At 67.7% G+C, this 19,512-nt stretch carries 20 protein-coding genes and 4 pseudogenes; 11 read left to right on the forward strand and 13 right to left on the reverse strand.

Features of this window, described 5'->3' with window-relative positions:
* Positions 1 to 17: 17 nt before the first annotated feature.
* The 3 genes and pseudogenes from N4G70_RS35155 to N4G70_RS35165 form a co-directional block, all read right to left on the reverse strand.
* Positions 18 to 725: a class I SAM-dependent methyltransferase gene (locus tag N4G70_RS35155; RefSeq protein ID WP_261716850.1), complete on the reverse strand. Its 708-nt coding sequence runs from the start codon at positions 723 to 725 to the stop codon at positions 18 to 20.
* Between the two features lie 286 nt (positions 726 to 1,011).
* Positions 1,012 to 1,143 (reverse strand): annotated as a pseudogene (locus N4G70_RS35160) (IS701 family transposase); the annotation flags it as partial.
* 133 nt (positions 1,144 to 1,276) lie between these two features.
* Positions 1,277 to 1,780, reverse strand: coding sequence for a MarR family winged helix-turn-helix transcriptional regulator (locus tag N4G70_RS35165; RefSeq protein ID WP_261716851.1), 504 nt, complete (start codon positions 1,778 to 1,780; stop codon positions 1,277 to 1,279).
* Positions 1,781 to 2,378: 598 nt separating this feature from the next.
* Here N4G70_RS35165 and N4G70_RS35170 point away from each other — a divergent pair.
* From N4G70_RS35170 to N4G70_RS35190, 5 genes are all read left to right on the forward strand, one after another.
* Entirely contained in the window at positions 2,379 to 2,972 is a 594-nt protein-coding gene (locus N4G70_RS35170) for an isochorismatase family protein (protein WP_261716852.1), read from the forward strand.
* A 162-nt stretch (positions 2,973 to 3,134) separates the two neighbouring features.
* Entirely contained in the window at positions 3,135 to 3,698 is a 564-nt protein-coding gene (locus N4G70_RS35175; RefSeq protein WP_261716853.1) for an EF-hand domain-containing protein, read from the forward strand.
* A 1,065-nt stretch (positions 3,699 to 4,763) separates the two neighbouring features.
* Positions 4,764 to 5,663: a phenylalanine 4-monooxygenase gene (locus N4G70_RS35180; protein ID WP_261716854.1), complete on the forward strand. Its 900-nt coding sequence runs from the start codon at positions 4,764 to 4,766 to the stop codon at positions 5,661 to 5,663.
* Positions 5,664 to 6,131: 468 nt separating this feature from the next.
* The gene (locus N4G70_RS35185) at positions 6,132 to 6,764 is read left to right on the forward strand and encodes a class I SAM-dependent methyltransferase (protein ID WP_261716855.1); all 633 of its coding nucleotides are present in this window, start codon (positions 6,132 to 6,134) and stop codon (positions 6,762 to 6,764) included.
* A 291-nt stretch (positions 6,765 to 7,055) separates the two neighbouring features.
* Positions 7,056 to 7,511, forward strand: coding sequence for a DoxX family protein (locus N4G70_RS35190; RefSeq protein ID WP_261716856.1), 456 nt, complete (start codon positions 7,056 to 7,058; stop codon positions 7,509 to 7,511).
* A gap of 135 nt (positions 7,512 to 7,646) precedes the next feature.
* On the opposite strand, the gene N4G70_RS35195 is transcribed toward N4G70_RS35190, so the two are convergent.
* Complete coding sequence (locus N4G70_RS35195) at positions 7,647 to 8,111, reverse strand: hypothetical protein (RefSeq protein WP_261716857.1); 465 nt, start codon at positions 8,109 to 8,111, stop codon at positions 7,647 to 7,649.
* A gap of 347 nt (positions 8,112 to 8,458) precedes the next feature.
* Here N4G70_RS35195 and N4G70_RS35200 point away from each other — a divergent pair.
* Positions 8,459 to 8,698 (forward strand): annotated as a pseudogene (locus N4G70_RS35200) (MerR family transcriptional regulator); the annotation flags it as partial.
* A 346-nt stretch (positions 8,699 to 9,044) separates the two neighbouring features.
* Here the strand turns inward: N4G70_RS35200 and N4G70_RS35205 are convergent.
* Both N4G70_RS35205 and N4G70_RS35210 read right to left on the reverse strand, forming a co-directional pair.
* Positions 9,045 to 9,731: a maleylpyruvate isomerase family mycothiol-dependent enzyme gene (locus N4G70_RS35205; protein ID WP_261716858.1), complete on the reverse strand. Its 687-nt coding sequence runs from the start codon at positions 9,729 to 9,731 to the stop codon at positions 9,045 to 9,047.
* A 338-nt stretch (positions 9,732 to 10,069) separates the two neighbouring features.
* A complete protein-coding gene (locus N4G70_RS35210) occupies positions 10,070 to 10,546 on the reverse strand; it encodes an ATP-binding protein (RefSeq protein WP_261716859.1) in 477 nt (158 codons plus the stop codon).
* Positions 10,547 to 10,721: 175 nt separating this feature from the next.
* Here N4G70_RS35210 and N4G70_RS35215 point away from each other — a divergent pair, with 175 nt between their 5' ends.
* On the forward strand, positions 10,722 to 11,048 hold the full coding sequence (locus N4G70_RS35215; protein WP_261716860.1) for an STAS domain-containing protein: 327 nt from the start codon (positions 10,722 to 10,724) through the stop codon (positions 11,046 to 11,048).
* 251 nt (positions 11,049 to 11,299) lie between these two features.
* On the opposite strand, the gene N4G70_RS35220 is transcribed toward N4G70_RS35215, so the two are convergent.
* Both N4G70_RS35220 and N4G70_RS35225 read right to left on the reverse strand, forming a co-directional pair.
* Positions 11,300 to 11,560, reverse strand: coding sequence for a hypothetical protein (locus tag N4G70_RS35220; RefSeq protein WP_261716861.1), 261 nt, complete (start codon positions 11,558 to 11,560; stop codon positions 11,300 to 11,302).
* A complete protein-coding gene (locus N4G70_RS35225) occupies positions 11,557 to 11,859 on the reverse strand; it encodes a hypothetical protein (protein WP_261716862.1) in 303 nt (100 codons plus the stop codon). The genes N4G70_RS35220 and N4G70_RS35225 overlap by 4 nt, the downstream gene beginning before the upstream one ends.
* Before the next feature lie 179 nt (positions 11,860 to 12,038).
* Here N4G70_RS35225 and N4G70_RS35230 point away from each other — a divergent pair, with 179 nt between their 5' ends.
* Positions 12,039 to 12,428 carry an IS5 family transposase gene (locus N4G70_RS35230; protein WP_261716863.1) on the forward strand — a complete coding sequence of 130 codons (390 nt, stop codon included), beginning with the start codon at positions 12,039 to 12,041 and terminating at the stop codon, positions 12,426 to 12,428.
* 274 nt (positions 12,429 to 12,702) lie between these two features.
* Here the strand turns inward: N4G70_RS35230 and N4G70_RS35235 are convergent, their stop codons facing one another.
* A complete protein-coding gene (locus N4G70_RS35235; RefSeq protein WP_261716864.1) occupies positions 12,703 to 13,065 on the reverse strand; it encodes a helix-turn-helix domain-containing protein in 363 nt (120 codons plus the stop codon).
* Positions 13,066 to 13,161: 96 nt separating this feature from the next.
* Here N4G70_RS35235 and N4G70_RS35240 point away from each other — a divergent pair, with 96 nt between their 5' ends.
* On the forward strand, positions 13,162 to 14,043 hold the full coding sequence (locus N4G70_RS35240) for an NAD(P)-dependent oxidoreductase (RefSeq protein ID WP_261716865.1): 882 nt from the start codon (positions 13,162 to 13,164) through the stop codon (positions 14,041 to 14,043).
* Between the two features lie 82 nt (positions 14,044 to 14,125).
* On the opposite strand, the gene N4G70_RS35245 is transcribed toward N4G70_RS35240, so the two are convergent.
* Together N4G70_RS35245 and N4G70_RS35250 are read right to left on the reverse strand one after the other, a co-directional pair.
* Positions 14,126 to 14,530, reverse strand: coding sequence for a transposase (locus N4G70_RS35245; protein ID WP_261716866.1), 405 nt, complete (start codon positions 14,528 to 14,530; stop codon positions 14,126 to 14,128).
* Positions 14,531 to 14,755: 225 nt separating this feature from the next.
* Entirely contained in the window at positions 14,756 to 16,144 is a 1,389-nt protein-coding gene (locus tag N4G70_RS35250) for an NAD(P)/FAD-dependent oxidoreductase (RefSeq protein WP_261716867.1), read from the reverse strand.
* A gap of 172 nt (positions 16,145 to 16,316) precedes the next feature.
* Here N4G70_RS35250 and N4G70_RS35255 point away from each other — a divergent pair, with 172 nt between their 5' ends.
* Positions 16,317 to 17,414, forward strand: a complete 1,098-nt coding sequence (locus tag N4G70_RS35255) for a glutamate--cysteine ligase (protein WP_261716869.1) — start codon at positions 16,317 to 16,319, stop codon at positions 17,412 to 17,414.
* A 253-nt stretch (positions 17,415 to 17,667) separates the two neighbouring features.
* Positions 17,668 to 18,138: pseudogene (locus N4G70_RS35265) on the forward strand (transposase); the annotation flags it as partial.
* 320 nt (positions 18,139 to 18,458) lie between these two features.
* On the opposite strand, the gene N4G70_RS35270 reads toward N4G70_RS35265, so the two are convergent.
* Together N4G70_RS35270 and N4G70_RS35275 are read right to left on the reverse strand one after the other, a co-directional pair.
* Positions 18,459 to 18,917 carry a hypothetical protein gene (locus tag N4G70_RS35270; protein WP_261716868.1) on the reverse strand — a complete coding sequence of 153 codons (459 nt, stop codon included), beginning with the start codon at positions 18,915 to 18,917 and terminating at the stop codon, positions 18,459 to 18,461.
* A gap of 42 nt (positions 18,918 to 18,959) precedes the next feature.
* Positions 18,960 to 19,512: pseudogene (locus tag N4G70_RS35275) on the reverse strand (ATP-binding protein); the annotation flags it as partial.

Raw genomic sequence — 19,512 nt, forward strand, 5'->3', positions numbered from 1 at the left:
CTGAGATGACATGGGCGTCACCGGCTCAGCCGGTATGCGATGTACTCCACCAGTCGGCCCTCGCGCTCGCGCTGTAGTCGGTCCACCACCGTGCGCCGTAGTCCGCTGCGGTCCATCAGTGACTGGGCGAAAGCCAGATCGCCGCTGCTGCCGAAGAAGAAGAGAAGACAGCCCTTCGGAGCAAGGTAGTCGGCGACGGAAGCGAACATGGCCCGCAGCATGCGGTAGCCCTCGTCGGTGGTGGCCGCCTCCAGATGGTCCCGGGGAGCGAACCAGCGAAACGGCGGAGAGCACACGATCAGGTCGAACGTGCCCTCCACCGCACTGAAGACATCACTTTCCAGCGCAAGAACTCGCTCACCCACCCCGTTGCGTACGGCGTTCGCGGCCGCCGCTGCGACAGCGTGCGGGTTGATGTCGACAGCCAGCACCTCACAGCCGCGTCCTGCGGCCAAGATGCCATTGATGCCGCTCCCGGTGCCCAGGTCCAGCACTCTTCGTCCGCTCTTGGCTTCCGAAAGGACCGCCCTGCCCAGCACCTCGGCCACCGCAGGCGCAGGCGCGAGCACTTCGGGCGGCACCATGAGATCCAGCCCCATGCAATGCACCAACCGCTCGCCGCTCGCCGCGCTATGTCGGGCAGTCTCATAACCCAGTTCGTGCCACGCACGAATCAAGTCGGTCTGCTCCTGCGGCAACTGCGGCACGTGCTGGCACTCAGGCATGATCAGAAACGTAAGCGAACGATGACGCCCAGTTGTGGCGTTGCCGAAAGAAGTGGCCGTATATCGACTCTGCATTGCTCAAAAGGGCCCAGCACCGAGCTGTCTGACGGCTGAGCCCACCGGCGATCAGCGGAGCTCCCACGTTTGAGGCCGCCACGGTGCACGGTGGTGTGATGGCAGGGCCGCCTGCGGTGGGCTTGGCTTTTGGCCAGGACGGCCTCAGGGCCCAAGTCCGGCGCTAGTCGAGCAATGACATACGGAGTGCTCGGAGTCCTCCGAGCGCGCCAGCCTCGGCCAGTTGCCAACAGTTCTTCCGCTCGACGGTCGACAGTAGTCCGAGCAGGTAGGCGCGGGTCGTGGCCCGGGGTTCAACTCGCCCGAGCCGACCCGCGATCCGGGCCATGACCTGGTCGAACATCGCCCCCGCCAGCGAGCAGGGTCTGCGCTATGGCCTGCGGCCACCGCACGATCTTCAGGCGTCCACACAACCTCCGATGATCACGCGGTGGCCGCACGGGTTCCAAGACCGGGTCCGTCACGAGATCGTCTCATCAGACCGGATTACCAGAAGGCCCGTCGCGCTCGACATTGGCCACCATCGTGCGAAGCACCTTGAGCGCGGCCACGTACTCCTCGTCGCTGATGCCTTTGTGGACTACGGCGCGTACCTCGGTTGCCAGCTCACGAAGCCGCGCTCTGGCGGCCTCCCCGGCATCCGTGAGGTGCAGGAGCTGCCCGTCGTCGATCCGCAGCCATTCGCGGTGGAGCAACTGGTCGACGACCCTGGCTATATCGTGCGGGCCGTCGGCGAGGTGCGTCAGCTGCGCGACGACCTCCTCACGGCTCGGCGCCGCAGGGCCGCCGTTCACGCAGTTGAGTACCCAGTACTGTGGCTGCGTGACGTCGAGCTTGGCCATCGCGTCACGCAGATGCCGTGTGACGGTCGCATGGGCCAAGCCGCTCCAGTAGCCGATCGGCTGAGTAGCCAGCATGTCATCAGTCGCGGCCGGGTTCGCGGGCGCCTGGTCAGTGGTGGTGCCGATCAGCGATTCCATGATCGCGACGCTACATTCCCTCCGGCGCACTGAACCACCGGAATGCGCCATTCACTGCAACTCGTCCTGGATGTGCGTCGGTACCGCCGACCATTGTCATCCTCAGGGATGCCGCAGCCTCGTACGGCACCATGCCACGACCCGATGTGGCGACTACCGACGACTGCCCGCCCGCGCAGCCAGCAGGTAGATCACAAAACCGCACTGGAGTACTAGGCGACACCTAAGGCTTGGCCGATGAAGTGATCGGCGATCTAGCCGGCGCTGCGGAGTCCGGCATTCCCGCGTAGTCGGTGAGCTCGACGCCGTTGATCGCGCGCCCGACCAGCTCGGTGAACCATGCGCCGGTGAAATTGGGCTGCGGGTCGGTGTCCGGCCCGGGATTTGTTCGAACCTCTTGACGCGGCGCGGTACTTGGCCGCATGGGCGGTCCGGCTGATCTCGGCACACGCCTCGGGCCTGCGCAGCGCTTCGTGAATCGTTCCTGCGGTGACCAACCGTGGTCCGTACGGGTGAGCGCAACCGTTTCTGCCTTCCGGGCACGCACGGGGGCCGGTAGAACGCGGTGGTTGTTCCGTCGCGCTGAAGGGTGTTCATGATGAGCCGTGGTTTGATCGTGGTGGATGTGCAGAACGACTTCTGTGAGGGTGGCAGCGTCCCGGTCTCAGGTGGGGAGCGGATCGCGACTGCTGTCGCCGATCTGGTGGAACGCGGCGCCGGATCTGACTATCAGTACGTTGTCGCCACCCGGGATCACCACATCGACCCGGGGAGCCACTTCTCGGACAACCCCGACTTCAAGGACAGCTTCCCCGTTCACTGCGTGGCGGGAGACGAGGGCGGCGAGTTCCACCCGAACTTCGCTCCTACGGCCGCGGGCGGCAAAGTGGACGCCGTCTTTTTCAAGGGAGCCCACAGCGCATCGAAAAGCGGCTTCGAGGGCGCCGACGATCACGGAACCCCCCTGGCGGAGTGGCTGCGATCGCGAGGAGTGGAAGAGGTCGACGTGGTGGGCATCGCCACCGACCACTGTGTCCGCGCGACGGCCCTTGACGCCGTCAAGGCCGGATTCCGTGCCCGGGTACTCCTGGACTACTCGGTCGGCGTGGCCCCGGACACCACAGCATCCACTCTGGAGGACTTCCGGCGGGCAGGGGTGACCGTGACCGGTGAGGCGCCCATCCCGCAGTAGGGGCTGAGCATTCCCTGTCCGCGCCGAGAGGGCGGGCTCGCGTGCTTGGCTGACGGATGAGCGCTCGGCCGTCTCGGGGTGTCCGGTCCGGCGTGCCTCGTACGGGTATCGCCGGTCGTCAGCGGGGTTTCAGGTGCTGCGTGGGCAGGCAGAGTGTCAGGCATGGACATCTCACCGTTCCTGCAGCGGAAACTCGCCCGCCGCTTCGCCACCTTCGACACCAACGAGGACGGTTACATCGACCGCACCGACTTCGAGTCGGCCTGCGACCGCCTTGCCGCTGCCTTCCAGCTCACCCCCGAAACCCCCGCGCTCAAGCACATGCGGGAGTTGAGCCGCGGCCTGTGGCAGCACTTGTCACAGGCCGCGGACACCAACGCCGACGGACGCATCAGTCTCACCGAGTACCAGGCGGCGTTCGCCGCCGGCCTGCTGGTCACGCCTGCCTCCTTCGACGCCGGTTACGTGCCGTTCCTCGATGCGCTGATGGACATCGCGGATGAGGACGGCGACGGATACCTGACCCGGGACGAGCAGGTTCGTTGGTCCGGCGCTCTGATGGGGTTGCCTGAAGCGGACGCCCGTGAGGTCTTCGGTCGCCTCGACCGGGACGCCGACGGCCTGATCAGCCGTGACGACATGCTTCAGGCAATCCGTGACTTCTACTTCAGCGAGGAGCCCACCTCCACCGGTGTGTGGCTGCTCGGACCACTGGACCCCGCTTAGAAAGCCAACCCGTCATCCACATAGGAAAGGCAAGGCCCTGAGCAATCTCCAGCTCTGGTGTCCACGATGGCGAAAGCCGCACGGCGTGGCGCCAAGTTTGGTTCTTGTCCGTCGGTGTGCGCCAGGGGATCTCGTTCGGGGGAATGTGCTTGGGGGCGCGCGTCGACGGCCGTGCGCTGGGTAATGCGGGCTGCGCGGGGGCCTGTTGAAGGGTGAGGAGATCCAGTGCTCAGTGATCAGGACTGTCGTGTCTGTGCGGACTTGCGGCGGGAGGCCGAGGCCAGTCGTGCTGATGTGGGTGACCTGCTGCTGCGGGTGCAGATCCACGAACTCGAAGCGCACCAGAACCAGTTCTCCTCGCACCTGGCGGAGAGGGACTGTGCTCCGCGCGCCGACTGGGGCACCGTTCCAAGGGAATCCGCAACCACGCCTACGGCGAACCCGCGCTGACGGTGTCCGCCGCGGCCGGGTCAGGGCCGCCTGGTCGAGGGCAGTCAGGACCAGAGCCTCCGGCTCGTCGATCAGGCGGACGGCTCCAAGGGGATCCGGCGCTGGTACCGGTAACACACCACACCCGGAGCCCTTCCGTCCTGTCGGCGCCCTCATCGCCGGCGGCGGACGGGACGGAGCACGGTGGGAGTCCGACTCCCATGCCGCTGCGGGGCCACCGCATTGCGGTGGACGGCGAACGGCCAGGCGGCCGGGGCACGGGCTCGTCCTCGACGCGGTGGGCGTGTGCGATCACTGGTTGCCACCGGTGGGATCTGCGCAGGGAGCCTGGAGGTGCGTAGTTCTGATGGGTCGGAGATGGGTTGTAAAGCGTTCCCGCGCTGTCTCCGGGGAGCCTGGCGATCGGGGCGACGCGGTTCTCGTGGTTGAGCAGTGCGTCGCGCGCGGCCAGGAGGGATCCCGGGGGCGACCACGGTGGGCCGGCGGTTTCCGACCTGGCCGCGCGCGCGTGCGGCGGCGGCCAGGCCCTCGTTCGTTCCCGCGACGAACCTGGGGGGTTCCAACAGTCGGCTCGAGTGCGGGGTGCGTAAGGGTGGGCGGTTGATGAGGGACTGGATGAGTCTGACTCCGCTCGACATGCACGGGACACGGTTCGGGCGGGCCGTGGAGCACCCTTCTTTAGCTGACGCCGCCTATGTGGCCCGCAGGAATCTGATCGCGTCCCGGGCCTGCGGTCACCAGGTCGGTGAGCCGTCGCCCCCGGTGTCCTACAGCGAGGAGGAGCACGCCACTTGGCGTACCGTGCATGCGGCCCTGCGCAGCGTCCAGGACGACTGGGGCTGCCCGCAGGTGCTGGCTGCCCGCGAGGCGGTTCCGGTTCCGCCCGACCGGGTGCCCCAGCACGAGGAAGTCTCCGACCGGCTGGATGCGCTGGGCGGTTTCCGTTTCACGCTGGCCGGCGGGATCGTGCCGAACAAGAGGTTCCTCGGGGCAATGGCGGACGGCTACTTCCACGCCGTCCAGTACGTACGGCACCCGGCGATGCCGCTCTATACGCCCGAACCGGACGTCCTGCACGACGTATTTGGTCACGGCATCCACCTGGCCGACCCTGTTTTCGCCGACCTTTACCGGACCGTGGGCCAGGCCGCTGCCCGCGTCGACTCCGACGACGCCCTGGACCTGATCAGCCGCGTCTACTGGTTCACCCTCGAATACGGCGTCACCCGAACCAGCCGCGGTCCCCGAGCGTACGGGGCCGCCCTGCTTTCCTCCTACGGCGAGCTCAGCCGGTTCGCGCGCACCGAGCTGCGCCCGTTCGACATCGATGATCTGGTGCGGCTGCCCTATCAGGTCGACGGATACCAGCCGGTCCTGTTCACCGTCGACTCCATGGCCCACCTCGCTGACATCCTCCACACCTTCCTGGACGACTTCGACGAGGCCACCTGCGACCGCCGCAACCTGCCACGACTGGCCGACCGCGGCTTCATGAACCGGCCAGCTCATCCCTAGGTGATCGATTCCAAGGGGCCGGTGGCCATTGGCAGTGTGAGCCTGCCCCCTCTATTGATCTTGCCCCCTCCATCGTGCAGACGGGCGTGCAGAGCTTCGCAACGCTGGACATGGCCACCGGCGGTACGTCCTCGCCGACCTCAGCCCGCAGTTCGTCCCCGTACTTGAGAAGGTGCGGGTGCGCCTGCCGGTCGGCCGTCCCCGGTGGCTACCTTCCGGATCTGGCCTGGGAGGTGGCACCCAAGTAGGGGAGCCGCCCGGGAACCGGCCAGGAAGCCGACGGCCTCGGCGTCGGGCTGCCGCAGGGCCTGCTCGGTAGGGCAGTCCGCAAGGGAGGGCCCGCCCGGCGAGGGGCCGACCGGTGACCCGGGGCTCCCACGAAGAGTCCGGCTGCCGCGTCCACCGAGGGCGGGGCCGGGATGAGGCCGACGAAGCCGCGTCCCTGGACGGATGTTAGCTTCGCTTCCCATGATGGAGCACCAGGACCGGACCCGAGCGGCCTATGACGGGGTCGTCGAACTGTATGCCTCGAAGTTCGCCAATCGGCTGGAGACCCATCCGTTCTCGCGGAACATGATCGGTACCTTCGCCGAGTTGGTGCGCGGTACGGGAAACCTGCGGACAGCCGATGTCGGGTGCGGCCCCGGTCATCTGACGGCCATGCTGGGGGACTTGGGGCTGGACGCGTTCGGCCTCGATCTGTCCCCGGGAATGGTCGACCACGCCCGGAAGGCCCATCCGGCGCTGCGCTTCGACGAGGCCCGAATGGAAGCACTGCCGGTCGAGGACCGCGCGCTCGGTGGCGTACTGGCCCACTACTCGATGATCCACACTCCGCCCGAGGAACTGCCCGCGCTGCTCGCCGAGCAGGTGCGTGTCCTGGCACCGGGGGGCCTGCTCCTGGTCTCGTTCTTCGCGACCGGCGACGGATCGGACCCGGTCCCCTTCGACCACAAGGTGACGACTGCCTATAGCTGGCCGGTGGACCGGTTCGCCGAGCTGCTGACCGAAGCCGGGCTGACCACGTTCGCCCGGCTGCTCCACGACCCGGCCTCCGAGCGGGGCTTCCTCGACGCACACTTGCTGGCCCGTCTGAGTTGAGGATGCGGCGGGCCGGGGACTTCGCGACCTCGCCAGCGGACGGGTGTGAGCTGACGTAGCGTCAAGTCGCCGCATGCGTAACCCGAATGAGCGCGCTGTGAACTGCCGTATAAGGAGGGGCATGTGGAGGCGGACTTGGTCAGTCGTCTGGAAGAGGCGGCAGTGATGGTGTCCCAGGCGGTGATCGCTGCTCTGGAGTGAGCGCATCCTGTTGTGCCGGGACCGATGAGTTCAGGCGGCGGTGGCAGTCGAACCTGAGACAACAACGACAGCCAACCTGGGGGATTCGACATGACCAGTACCGTCACCGCGACCATCGACACCACCACGAAGTCCAGCAAGTCCGTGGTGCGAGGGGTCTGGACGCTGCGAATCCTGCTCGCTCTCTTCTTCGCCGGTGCCAGCGCGCTGCCCAAACTGCTCGCGCTTCCAGCCGCCGTGACTGTCTTCGACGCCATCGGCGTAGGCCACTGGTTCATGTACGTGACGGGACTGCTGGAACTGGCCGGAGCGGTCGGGCTGCTCGTCCGGCGACTGGCGGGACCGGCCGCGACCGCGCTGATCGTCTTCCTGCTGTGCGCGTTCGTCACACAGCTCACCGCGATGCACGGCGAAAACGCGGGGACGCCGTTCCTCTTCATGATTCCGCTGGCCGTCATCGCCTGGAACCGGCGCGCCGACACGGCCGAACTCCTCGGCCGTCGCGGGCCCCGCCAGGCAACGGGTCAGCGCGGACAGCTCCGGTAGGCGAGCGGTCGGTGGTCCGTCGGCGTACGCGGCCCGGGTGTGGCACCTACGTACCTCGCGCTCAGTCGGGTCCAAGGGCCGGGCCTGGGGGCCCGGCCGACGGTCGGAAAGCGGACGGTGTGTGGTCGCGGTGGTTCAGTGGTTGGTGCCGGTGGCCCAGATGGCCTGGCTGCCGTCGTAGATGACGACGTTGCCGTCGTCCTGAACGACCAGGCGTGAGCCCGGGTGGCCATTGGTGTTCGATGCCCAGACGGCCCGGTTGGAGGCGGTGTAGACGACGAAGTTGCCGTCCGTCTGGAACCGCGCCGTCCAGCCCCGGCCGACAGTGTTCGATGCCCAGCGCGCACGGTTGAACTCGTCGTAGACGACGAGGTTCCCGTCCGACTGCATGACCAGCCGTGCCGTGTTGGAACTCAGGGACTGGTTGCGGTTCAGGGTGAATGGTGCGTAGCGCGTCTGGTTGGCCTGGGGCCCCAGCACCGTCACCGAACCGGGGGCAGCCGCGGGAGCGTGGTGCGTGGGTGCGGCGTTGGCTTGTCCGGTGAGTGCCAGGACGGCGAGCGTGGCGGTGGAGAGAAGGGTGATGACTTTCTTCCTCACGAGCGAACTCCTTGAGTCAGGCAAGTACATCCAGCGGTGCCCGAACGGGCGTCGCAGCCGCACTCTGGCACCGTCGACTCATCGGAAGGGTCGCTTCCGCACGGCAGTGGCGGGTTCATATGCCCTTTTCGACCTGAAGGTGCCATCCCGGTACCGCAGTTACCGGTGCTGCGGCACTTCACCTCATCGTCACGACGTATCGACGGGTAGCAACGCGGGGGGCAACGCACATCTGTGTGGTGTAGTCACCAGGCGACAGGGGGCTGTCATGCCCTGACGGGTGCGCGGCGGGCAGCGTGTAAGGCTGGGGGAGTGTCGAGTGTCCTGGCGCGGGTCGGGCGCGTTCCCTCCGCGCCGTCGGACAGGCCCGCCTGATCACCCCGCTGCGTTCCGTCGGCGGCCACCGGCGCTACTCCCGCTACCAACTGCACATCGCCGCCCGCGCCCGCGAACTCGTCGACCAGGGCACGCCCATCGGGGCGGCCTGTCGCATCGGCATCCTCGAAGGCCAGCTCGAGGACGCCGAGCGCATTCATGCCGAATACCGCCACGCCGCCCCGTCGCAGCTCCCATGGGCCGCACCGTGAGCGTGCCGGGTGCCCAGATCGGTGAGCGGGCCCGCCGAGGGCTTCTTCGTCCCCCCGTTGGGCAGGGGAACGCCGGCAGCGCTCGTCTCGCCCGCCGTCCTCATCCCTCTGGGCGCTCCATGCTTGCCGAACGCCCGTGGTGTGCGAACGACTCGGTGGCGGCAGGCAGTTGGGCGAAGGTGAACCCGAAGAGCCTCGGCATGGCCGGGTGAAAGGCAACCCGGCCATCAACCAGCATCCCCGTCTGGTGACGGGCAGGCCGGTGTAAGGCGAAAGACGAGGATCTCGGGGGGCAAGGAGTCAGGGAGAACGTGAAGCGGTGCCGGCGAACGTCGTCTGATTCGCGTCAGGGGACCAGAGGTCCGGCCAGCGCGCTCAGCCCCGCCTCGCGATCCCCGGCCCAGGTCACCGATGCGGTATCGAGGGGCTTGCGCCCCCACAACATCAGCAGCAGGTCCTCGGCGGTGCCCGAGACCTCTGCGATCGGCTCGCCGGTTCCGTAAATCCAGCAACGGCCGGAGTCGGTCGCGGAGACCCGCACAGCATGCGGGGGAGGGGCGGCGGCCCCCTTGGCGATCATGCGGGGTGCCATGGTGTCGAAGACCTCGGCGACACCGTCGGCGGCGAGCGCCGCATCCATCGGCTTCGCCGCGCCGAGCGCGTACTCGGCGTCCCACCGGTGCATCAGCGTCTCCTGGCTACGGCGCCGACGCCAGAACCCGACCGTGTGCGGCGGGGAGAACGTCCAGGCCGCGGTCGAGGGTTCAACCGACAAAGCCTGCACGAGCGCGTCCGCCGACTCCGCGTACCAAGCCCTCAGGCCGGACGGGTCCCGGGGTGCGGCTCCCTCGTCATAGTTCCGGCCGTGCCCCTCTTGTATCGCTGTGACGACCCACAGGTTCCCCGCGCCCATGTGCGCGGCCAGATCCCTCAACCGCCAGTCGCCGCAGTGCTCCAGAGGAGCCGACAGATCACCGTCCAATGCGTCACCGAACGCATCGAGTTCACGCCGAAGTTCCATCAGGTAGTCCATGGCGTCAACGTACAGCTCAGGAATCTTCCGCACCATGATAATTCTGGGTGAGCGGGGGGCCGGCCCCGCCCCCGAATCCCGATCTTCCGGCTCCGGTCGTGACGTGACGTGACGTGACGTGCGGAAAAACTGACCCGTGTTGAGCAGCGCGCAATGCCCTCCGCGGGCGACGCCGTTGGAGTGGGCGGCCTTCCGGGCGATGTCGGCGCGGAGGACGAGGTTGTACTGAACGCCGCTGTACCTCAGACCGGCGTCCCGGCAACCTGGCAGCGTCTGGCGCAGGCGTAGTCGAGCCCCCTGTCCCCAAGATGCCCGGAGCTCCCAGGGGTGGTGTCAGATCACATGACCTGGCGTCCGGCGAGGTCTCCGCCGGGGTCGTCGGCGAGCATGATGGACACGGTGATGCGCTTGCCGACGGGCTCGCGCTCAATCGCGAACGTATGGCAGACGGCCATCACGATCTCCAAGCCGTGCTGTCCGACCCGTGTCGGGTCCGCCGGCAGCACCAGCGGCAGCCTCGTGCTGCTGTCCCACACGCTGACCTGGACGGCTCCGTCCTCGACCCGAAGCGTCAGCAGACACGGCCCGGGCGCGTACTTGCGGGCGTTGGTCACGAGCTCGCTCACCACGAGCTGGACCATGCCCATCGCCCGCTTGGAGACCGGTAGGCCGTGGTCACCTTGCACGGATGTGAGAAAGTCGCGGGCCAGGTCACGAGCCTGAGCGATCTCCTCACCGTCCTCGAACGTGGCGGAGACAGTGATCACAGGGTCCACGAGCGGCTCGTGACCCTCGTCCTGCCAAGGCATGTCCATACATAGGCCTCTTGTCCGCGGCGGAGATGCGATCCATCCCGCCTACCCCAGAAACATAAGCACACCCCTCTGCGACGCCTCTCCCTGGTTGTTCGCGTGGGTTCCGTTCCTCCCGGGCGCCCGGCATATGGGGGGCAGGTAGACCCAGAGGGGGATGAGCCGCGATAGTTGCCTCATGGCAAGCAACGAGCGGGGCCCTGGACCGGAAGCCGGGGCGAGCGGAGTCCGGCTGCTGTGGTGGTCGGGTGCGCTCGACATGGAGACGGCCGAGTCCCTGTACGCCCGAGCAGACGCGGAGCCGCCCGGCGAACGGCTGGTGCTGGATCTGTCCCGGGTCACCTTCATGGACTCCATGGGCCTCAACGTCCTGCTGCGCATCAGCCAGGAACGGCAGTTGGTCATCACCGGACCGTTGCAGGACCAGGTCCGATACGTCCTCCAGATCACCGAAGCCGACACCGTCCTCACCGTCCAGCCCTCCAAAGAGGCGATGGGCGGGTGAACGCCCTATGGGGCCGTCGGCGAACGGATTTCGCCCGGCGCGCGGGTCGTGGCTGAACCACTGATCCCAAGGGATGCTGCCCGATGGCCTGTTGGACGAGGCCTGTCGTGCGCGGGGGAGTCGGCGGCGTTTGTCGCACGGGGAAAGTCCCCGTCTTCCGGTCTTTGCCGTGTGAGGGTGTCCGTCCCGGCGGGACGTATCCGTCCTGCCGGGGCAGGACGGATACGTCGATCAGCGTTTGACGGCTGCGGTCAGCGGGTTGTTTCCGGGCCCCGAACGGCCACGGTGTTGCTGGTGGCCGTACCGTCGGTGCCGGCCAGCGTCACCGCGTGCCGGACCCCGTCGGGGCCGAGCACCACGGCCTGCCAGGCGCTGCCGTCGCCCTGTTGGGTGACCACCAGCAGGGATTCGACCTTGCCGCCGGAAACGGCACCTGCCGCCTTGTCCACGGCCTGTGCGGCGGGCAACGCGGGCAGCGGCGCCGGGGCGAGTCCGCCCGTGGGGGACGTCAACGGCTCGGCCCAGCCTCCCGCGCGTTCTTGCTGCTGTCGTGGCCCGCCTTCTCCCGCCCGCCTCGACCCTCGGCTGCGAGCCGGGCGCCGCGCTCCTCGTGGTGGTGCTCCGCCACCGCAGCGGCCGCCACACCGCCCCCGATCAGCACCACAAGGCCGAGTGCCACCCATCGCGTACGGCCCCGACGGGTCAGCCGGGCGAACCGGCCGCGGCGCCCCGGCGCCCCGCCGGTCGGCCCGGCAGCCTCCTCGCCCGGACCCACGGGGTACTCGGGAGGCTGGGGATCGGACTGAGTCATCTGGCTGCTCCTCGCGTTCCACCGGATACGCGCCCGGCTCGGGCAGAAGCATGCGAGGAGCTTGCTGAAGCTTTGCTGAAGCGACCTGAGGAACCCTTCAGCAAGCGGGCGACGCGACCTGAGAACCTTGACCCGATGCGCGTACTAGGGTCTCTTGCGAAAGTGGATCTTGATCGTGGATGATCATGGCTGTGGCAGGTGGAGACCTGTCGGATGCGCAGTGGTCACGGCTGGAGCCGCTGCCGGCGCGCGGGAAAAAGCCGGGGCGGCCGCCGATCTGGACCAGGCGGCAGCTGATCGACGGCATACGGTGGCGTACCCGCACCGGAACGCCCTGGCGGGACGTGCCCGAGCGATACGGCTTGTGGGACCGGGTCTACGACCTGTTCCGGCGATGGCAGCGCAGCGGGACGTGGAAGGGGATCCTGGAACAGCTTCAGACCGAGGCCGACGCGAAGGGCTTGATCACCTGGGACGTCAGCGTGGACTCCACCGTCTGCCGCGCCCATCAGCACGCCGCGGGCGCCCGCAAAAAGGGGATCTCCAGAAAGCGCCTCCCGGCGGCATAGACACCGAGCCGGACGACCACGGCTTGGGGCGGTCCCGTGGCGGGCTGACCACGAAGATTCACCTCACCACTGAACAGGGGCAAAAACTCATGTCCCTGATCATCACGGCCGGGCACGGCACGACAGCCCGCAGTTCCAACGGGTGCTCGAGCAGATTCGGATCCCCCGCACCAGTCAGGCCACTCGATACGGCAAACTCGCCGTCCGTTACGAAGCCACCGTGCTGGTCGCGGCCATCAACGAGTGGCTGTGACCAGCACGTTCACAACAGATCCTAGCCTGCCCGCTCCTCTGGCCGTCGAATGGTCGGCCGCTCTCGGCCCCAGGCGGCCAGCGGCTGGAGTGCGTCATTGAGGCGCATGCCGTCCTCGGTAAGCGAGTACTCGACGCGGGGCGGCACCTCGTCGTAGGAGACGCGGTGCACGACGCCGTCCGCTTCCAGCTCACGTAGGTGAGAGGCCAGCACCTTCTCGGTGATCCCCGGAAGCAGTCGACGCAGCTCGCCGAAGCGACGGTGGGGATGCTCGTGGAGCGCCCAGAGGATCAGCACCTTCCACTTGCCGCCGATCACCTCCATCGCGGTGTCGATGCCGCAGACGTGTCCGTCTGGTGTGCCCGGCCGGTTCAGCGTCGTCATGCCCCACCCTTCTGACGTGCTTGCTCACCCCGAGGTAACCACCCACTACCAAGTGCGTACTTGATCACCTCCGGACCTGTGACCAGCCTAATCGGCATGACACAGAACACTGTTGAGAAGACTCCCGTCACGATGCTGGGCCTCGGTGCGATGGGCACCGCACTGGCCCGCACCTGGCTTGCCGCCGACCACCCACTAACCGTCTGGAACCGCACCCCAGCCCGCGCCGCAGCCCTCGCCACGGAGGGTGCAAGGGTCGCGGACACCGCCGCTGAGGCGGTCGCAGCGAACACCCTGATCATCCTTTGCCTGTTGGATGACACCTCGGTCGACGAGGTACTGGCCGGCGCCGACCTGGCCGGCCGGGACCTGGTCAACCTGACCACCAGCACCCCCACCCAGGCCCGCGCCCGCGCCGAGTGGGCCCGCGAGCGCGGCGCCCGCTACCTGGACGGCGGGATCATGGCCGTCCCTCCGATGATCGGCGTCCCGGAAACCGGCGGCTACGTCTTCTACAGCGGCTCGCGGGAGCTGTTCGAGCGGCACCAGGAGACCCTGAGCGTCCCGGCCGGCACCACCTACGTCGGCGAGGACGCGGGCTTCGCGGCCCTCCACGACGTGGCCCTTCTCAGCGCCATGTACGGGATGTTCGCAGGCGCCGCGCACGCCTTCGCCCTGATCCGCAAGGAGGACATCGACCCCGCGGCGCTCGCCCCGCTGCTCGCCGACTGGCTCGTCGCGATGGCCCCGGCTGTTCACCAGACCGCCGACCAGTTGCGGAGCGGCGACTACACCAAGGGCGTCGTCTCCAACCTCGCCATGCAGGTGGCTGGCACGCCTACCTTCCTGAACACAGCCGAGCAGCAGGGTGTCAGCCCAGAACTGCTCAGCCCGTACTTCGGGCTGATGCGCCGCCGCCTGGCCGAGGGCAGCGGCGAGGAGGACCTGACGGGAGTGATCGACCTGCTGGTGAACTGACCAGCCACTTGCCGCCACAGAAGCGACCGTGCTGGTCACAGTGCTCAACGAGACGCTGTGACCAGCACTTTCGAAACACGCCCTACTGATCCTTTCGTTGGTTCGGTGGGTGTGGTGGGTGGATGGTCAGGCCGGTGTGGGTGAGGAATGGCCAGGGGAGTTGTGGGTTGTTGTTGATGCGGTTGATGCTTTGTTCGGTGGCGTCGGCGACATTGGCGAGGTGGTCGTCGGCGGGGTTGGCGAGTTCACGTTTCTTGAGCGAGGACCACTGCAGTTTCACCGGGTTCAGCTCGGGTGCGTCGGCGGGTAATCGCTCGGGTGTGGGCCAGTCCTGTTCGGCGACCCAGGCCCGCATGGCCCGGCTCCGGCGGGCGGACGGGCCGTCCCGGACCAGCACCACGTTCTCGCCGCGGTAGTACACCTTCATCTGCTCCAGGACTTCGATGAGTCCGAGGGTGTCGTGGCTGCGGGCTTGGGATGGAAACACAGTCGTGCCCCCCAGACTCCTCACATGTGCGGCCAGTACGCACAACCAACGAGGCGCCACTCCATCGGTTGCTCGCTCGGCCAGGCCGGCCCGCCACGCACCGGCCCGGCGGCTGGGAGTGCGAGCCGTGCCTGGCAGGCGGGCGCTCCTCCGGGCCGGGCCTCTCGGCCACTCCAAAGAGGGCGATCCTGGAGCGGCAGCCAGGCCGTTGTCGGGCGCCCCGTGTCAGGGGGTGGGGCGCAGGGTGGGGTGGGGGGTGAGGGAGAGGTAGAGGCCGGCTGCTGCGTGGTCGGGGGTGGTGGGGAGGGGGAGCATGTGGCTGGTTCCGTGTCCTCCCAGGCCGTTGGCCTGGTGGCCGGGCAGGGGGTTGCGGAGTGTGTCGTAGAGGGAGTCCAGGGTGTGGTGTTGGGCGTCGTGGAGGTCTTCGGCGCCGGTGATGATGTTGAGGAAGGACTCGTGGAGGCGGAGGCCTTGCTGGTCGCGGTGGCTGAGGGTTTGTGCTTTGCGGAAGTAGGCGTCGCGGCCGTCGTGGATGCGGTAGAAGGCTCCGACGAGGATGAGGAGGCGTTCGTAGGCGTTTTGGTAGGTGGTCTGGTAGAAGCGGCGGGCGGTTTCTTCGTCGGTTTCCCCGCGCACGACGGTGGCGATGGCTGCGGCGCTGAGGAGGCCGCTGTACATGGCCAGGTGTACGCCGGTGGACAGCAGGGGGTCGAGGAAGCAGGCGGCGTCGCCGGCGAGGTAATAGCCGGGACCGCAGAACGCCTCGCTGGTGTAGGAGTAGTCGGCTTCGGTTTTGAGGGCGGATACCCGTTGTGCACCATCGAGCATGCGGGCCAGGAGGGGGCAGCGGGCGAGTGCCTCCTCGTAGACCGCTTCGATGGAACCCCGCCTGTTCTTGGCGTGGTTGAAGGAGCGCTTGTCGGTGACCAGGCCGACGCTGAGGGTGCCGTCGTGGAGGGGAATGGCCCACAGCCAGCCGGCTTCCGGGAGGGAGAAGACCCCGATCGCGCCGGCGGGAGCGTCGGGCAGAGGTGTGGTACCGCGCCAGTAGCCCCAGGCGGCGACGTTGCGGAACACGTCGTGCACCCTGCGGGTGTGCAGGTGCCGGGCGGCGAGGATTCCCGCGCGGCCGGTGGCGTCGATGAGGTGGGTGAAGTCGATCTGCCCGGTGCGGCCGTCCCTGCCTGTCCACGACGCGCTGGTGGCCCGGTCTTTGGGCATGGCTATGTGCCGTACCTGGGTTTCTTCCCGTACGTCGGCTCCCTGGTGGCGGGCGTGATCAAGGAGGAGGTGGTCGAACTCGGAGCGGATGACCTGGAAGCTGTGGGTCGCCGGCCGACCGGGATCGTCGAAGTTCAGGGCCCATTCCTGGCCGCTCCAGCCGTAGAAAGCCCCGCTCTTGCGTATGAAGCCATGGGATTCGACGCGCTCCCGCGCGCCCATGATGTCCAGGATGGGCAGGAGTGAGGGGAGCAGGGATTCGCCGATGTGGTAGCGGGGAAAGCGTGTCCGCTCCAGCAGCACCACGTCGATACCCTGCTGCGCGAGCAGGGTGGCTGCTGTCGTTCCCGCGGGGCCGCCCCCAGCGATCAGTACCTGTGTCCGCTCGCGCACGTTCCGCTCCCCGTGGCTGGAGAATGTCGCTTTCGCGTCCTGCATCATGCTGACCGTCCGTGACAGCATGATGACCATGACGAGTACAGGGCAATCGACTGCCGGTACACAAGGGCCACTCGCAGGCCGCGGCCGAAGCCGGACCCTCGCCGCAAGGACCGTCCCGTTGACCGTGGGCGCGGAGGAGGAGTACCTCCTGGTCGACCCCGTCACGCGCCAAGTGAGTGCAGAGAGCGAAAAGGTGGTGGCCGAGGCCGCAGGCGAACTCGGTGACCGCGTCGGCACCGAACTGACCCGCTACCAGGTCGAGGTGCGCACCGATCCCCACACCAGTCTCACCGAGTTCGCCGAGCAGGTCCGCTCAACGCGTGCGACCGTCGCACGGGCCGCCACGCGCCAGGGCCTGCGGATCATCTCCAGCGGCACCCCCATCCTCGCCCAGGACACCCCTCCACCACTGACCGCAGGCCGCCGATACGCCCGAAGCGCCGCAATGTTCCGTGCCCTGGACGAGGAACAGAGCGTCTGCGCCTGCCACATCCACGTCGGGGTTCCCGACCTCGCCACCGCTCTGCAGATCAGCAACCACCTGCGCCCCTGGATCCCGGCCCTGATCGCCCTCACCGGTAACTCGCCCTACTGGGCCGGCCGCGACACTGGCTACGCGAGCTGGCGCACCATGTCCTGGGGGCGCTGGCCCGTGGCCGGACCACCGCCGTACTTCGAGTCCCCCACCCACTTCGAAGACGTCACCGCCGGATTCATCGCCACCGGCACCGTCCTGGACCGCGGCGGCCTCTACTGGGACATCCGGCCCTCACATCACGTACCCACCCTCGAATTCCGCATGGCTGACGCGACCGCCACCCCGGGCGAAACCGTGCTGCTCGCCGGCCTCATCAGAGCGATGACCCAAACCGCCCTGCAAGCCATCACCGCCCGCGAGCCGGCGTTCCAGCCGCGGCCGGAGATGCTGCGCGCCGCCTGCTGGCGCGCCGCCCGCGACGGCCTGACCGGAGAGGGCATCGATCTCCACACCGGCCGCCTGTCTCCCGCCATCGACCAAGTCGAACAACTCCTGGCCGTCCTGCAGCCCGCACTGCACGACCACGGTGACACCGACCTCATCCACACCCTCTGGACAGGCCAGCGCACCCACGGCAACGGTGCCGATCGACAACGCGCCGCCCACCGAAAACGAGGCACCGTCACCGACATCGTCGACCACCTCACCCAACCGACGCCGCATACGGCTGCCGAGAATGCCTGAACGGCTCGGCGACGCGGCCGTGCGTCCCGCTCATCCGCGCGATGACAGGCCGCAGGATGGTGGGCCTCGCGGGCACCGGCGCCAGCGCCGCCCTCGTGAAGCTGGGCGTGACCTGGGCGTGATGCGCCACCTCGCTCGTCGTTGAGCTGTCAGGTCAGCGAAGCGAAGGCCCCAGGACACGCCGTGGCCCCCGGGGCCGTCGTCTTGTCCTTCCGGCACCGCGGACGGACGGCAGTCATATTCCGTCGCCGGTGCGTTGAAGCAGGGGGACGACGTCGTTCTCGTCGGCTTCGGCACGTTCAGCGTCAAGGACCGCCCGGACGGGACAGCAAGGAACCCGCGGACCGGCGAGGAGATCAAGGTCGAGGCAGCCGGGTTCATCGCCGCCACCGGTGGAGACCTGGAGGCTTTCGGCACGGCCGACCGCCTCGCGTCCTTCGCCGCCCTCTCACCCGTGCCGCGAGACTCCGGCCGCGTCAGCGGCAACATGCGCCGTCCGCGCCGCTACCACCGCGGCCTGCTCCGTGCCTTCTACCTCTCCGCGATGGCCAGCCTGAGAACCTGCTCCGCCTCCCAGGCTTACTACGGGCGGAAACGGAACCAGGGAAAGGGACACAATCAAGCCCTGTTCGCTCTGGCCCGGCGCCGAGCCAACGTCTTGGGGGCCTTGCTCCGCGACGGAGAGTGTTACGAGCTCCTACCAACCGTCACAGCAACGGGTTGACATCGTCATTGGGAAGTTCTTTTTCTTCCGGCCTGGCCTTGCAGCCGATCTAACGCGATCGTGCGCGGGGTTGGGAAGCGCGGTGTGGGTGCGAATGTCGTGCGTATCGGTGACGTCAATGACGGCACCGGTTCAGTGCCAGTGGGGATCTCGACTGGCGTTAACGGTCTGAACTGGGCCCACTTTTCCGGCCCGAACTGGCCCCACCTCACGGTTCTCTCGGTGTGGCTTCCGGTTTGAGTTGGCCCCGGCTTCCGACTCGAGGTGGCCCCGTCGGTGACGGACCGGCCATGAGGACGTGGCTGTGCTGTTGTGTCGGATCAGAGCGGGTCGTCGTCCGAGCCTCGGGCCCATTCCTCGCGCGGCCGCAGACGCGAGAGGATCCTTTGGGCCTCGTCCCGGACCCCGGCGCCGTCATCCGCGGCCAGCTCGTGCAACTGCTGGATCAGCCGGTCGGCGCCTTCGGTCGTCATCCACTCGGGGTCGCAGTCCAGAGCGGCTGCAAGCTGATCTGCGGTCCAGAACTTCCCAGCCTGGCTTCTGGCCAACAGCACGCAGCGGAGGCCGGCGGTGTCCTTGCGCGCGAGCAGTGCCTCGGCCGTCTCCTGGGTGACCCCGGAATCTTGGGGATCCAAGAGGAGACGGTGGAGGAGGTCCGCCGCTTCGTCGATCTTGTCCGATGTCGCGAGCCGCCGACCGACCGCCGCGCGAACGGACCAGTCCGGGGAGCCGACGTCCTGAACGGCCGCGCTCAGCTCTTGATCGTCGGGAGACACCATGTTCCCAGCCTGCCAGGGATGTCGTTGATCTCCATTCGTTTTCTAGCCGCGCTGTTGCTTGGCTTTGGTCTGGGCGAGTCGGTAGGACTCGGTGCCGGTCTCGATGATGGTGCCGTTGAAGGTGAGGCGGTCCACGATGGCCGCGCAGAGCCGGGGGTCGCTGAAGGTCTTGGTCCAGCCTCCGAACGATTCGTTCGAGGCGATCGCCACGCTGTTCTTCTCCTCCCTTTCGGTCAGAACCTGGAACAGCATCTCGGCGCCTCGGCTGTCCAGTTCGAGGTAGCCCAGTTCATCGATGCAGAGCAGGTCGACTCGTCCGTAGCGGGCGATGGTCTTGGTCAGCTGTTTCTCGTCGGCGGCCTCGACAAGTTCGTTGACGAGCTTCGCGGCGAGCGCGTAGCGGACCCGGAAGCCGGCCATCGCGGCAGCGGAGCCGAGACCGATCAGCAGATGGGATTTGCCGGTGCCGGAGTCACCGATCAGTCAGAGCGGCTCGCCTTTCTTGACCCATTCGCAGGTGGCGAGGTTGTTGATCAGGGCCGGGGTGACGTTCTGGTTGGCGGTGTAGTCGAAACCGGAGAGCCACTTTGAGCGT

It is taken from the genome of Streptomyces sp. ASQP_92 (genome assembly GCF_025399895.1).
GTDB lineage: Bacteria > Actinomycetota > Actinomycetes > Streptomycetales > Streptomycetaceae > Streptomyces.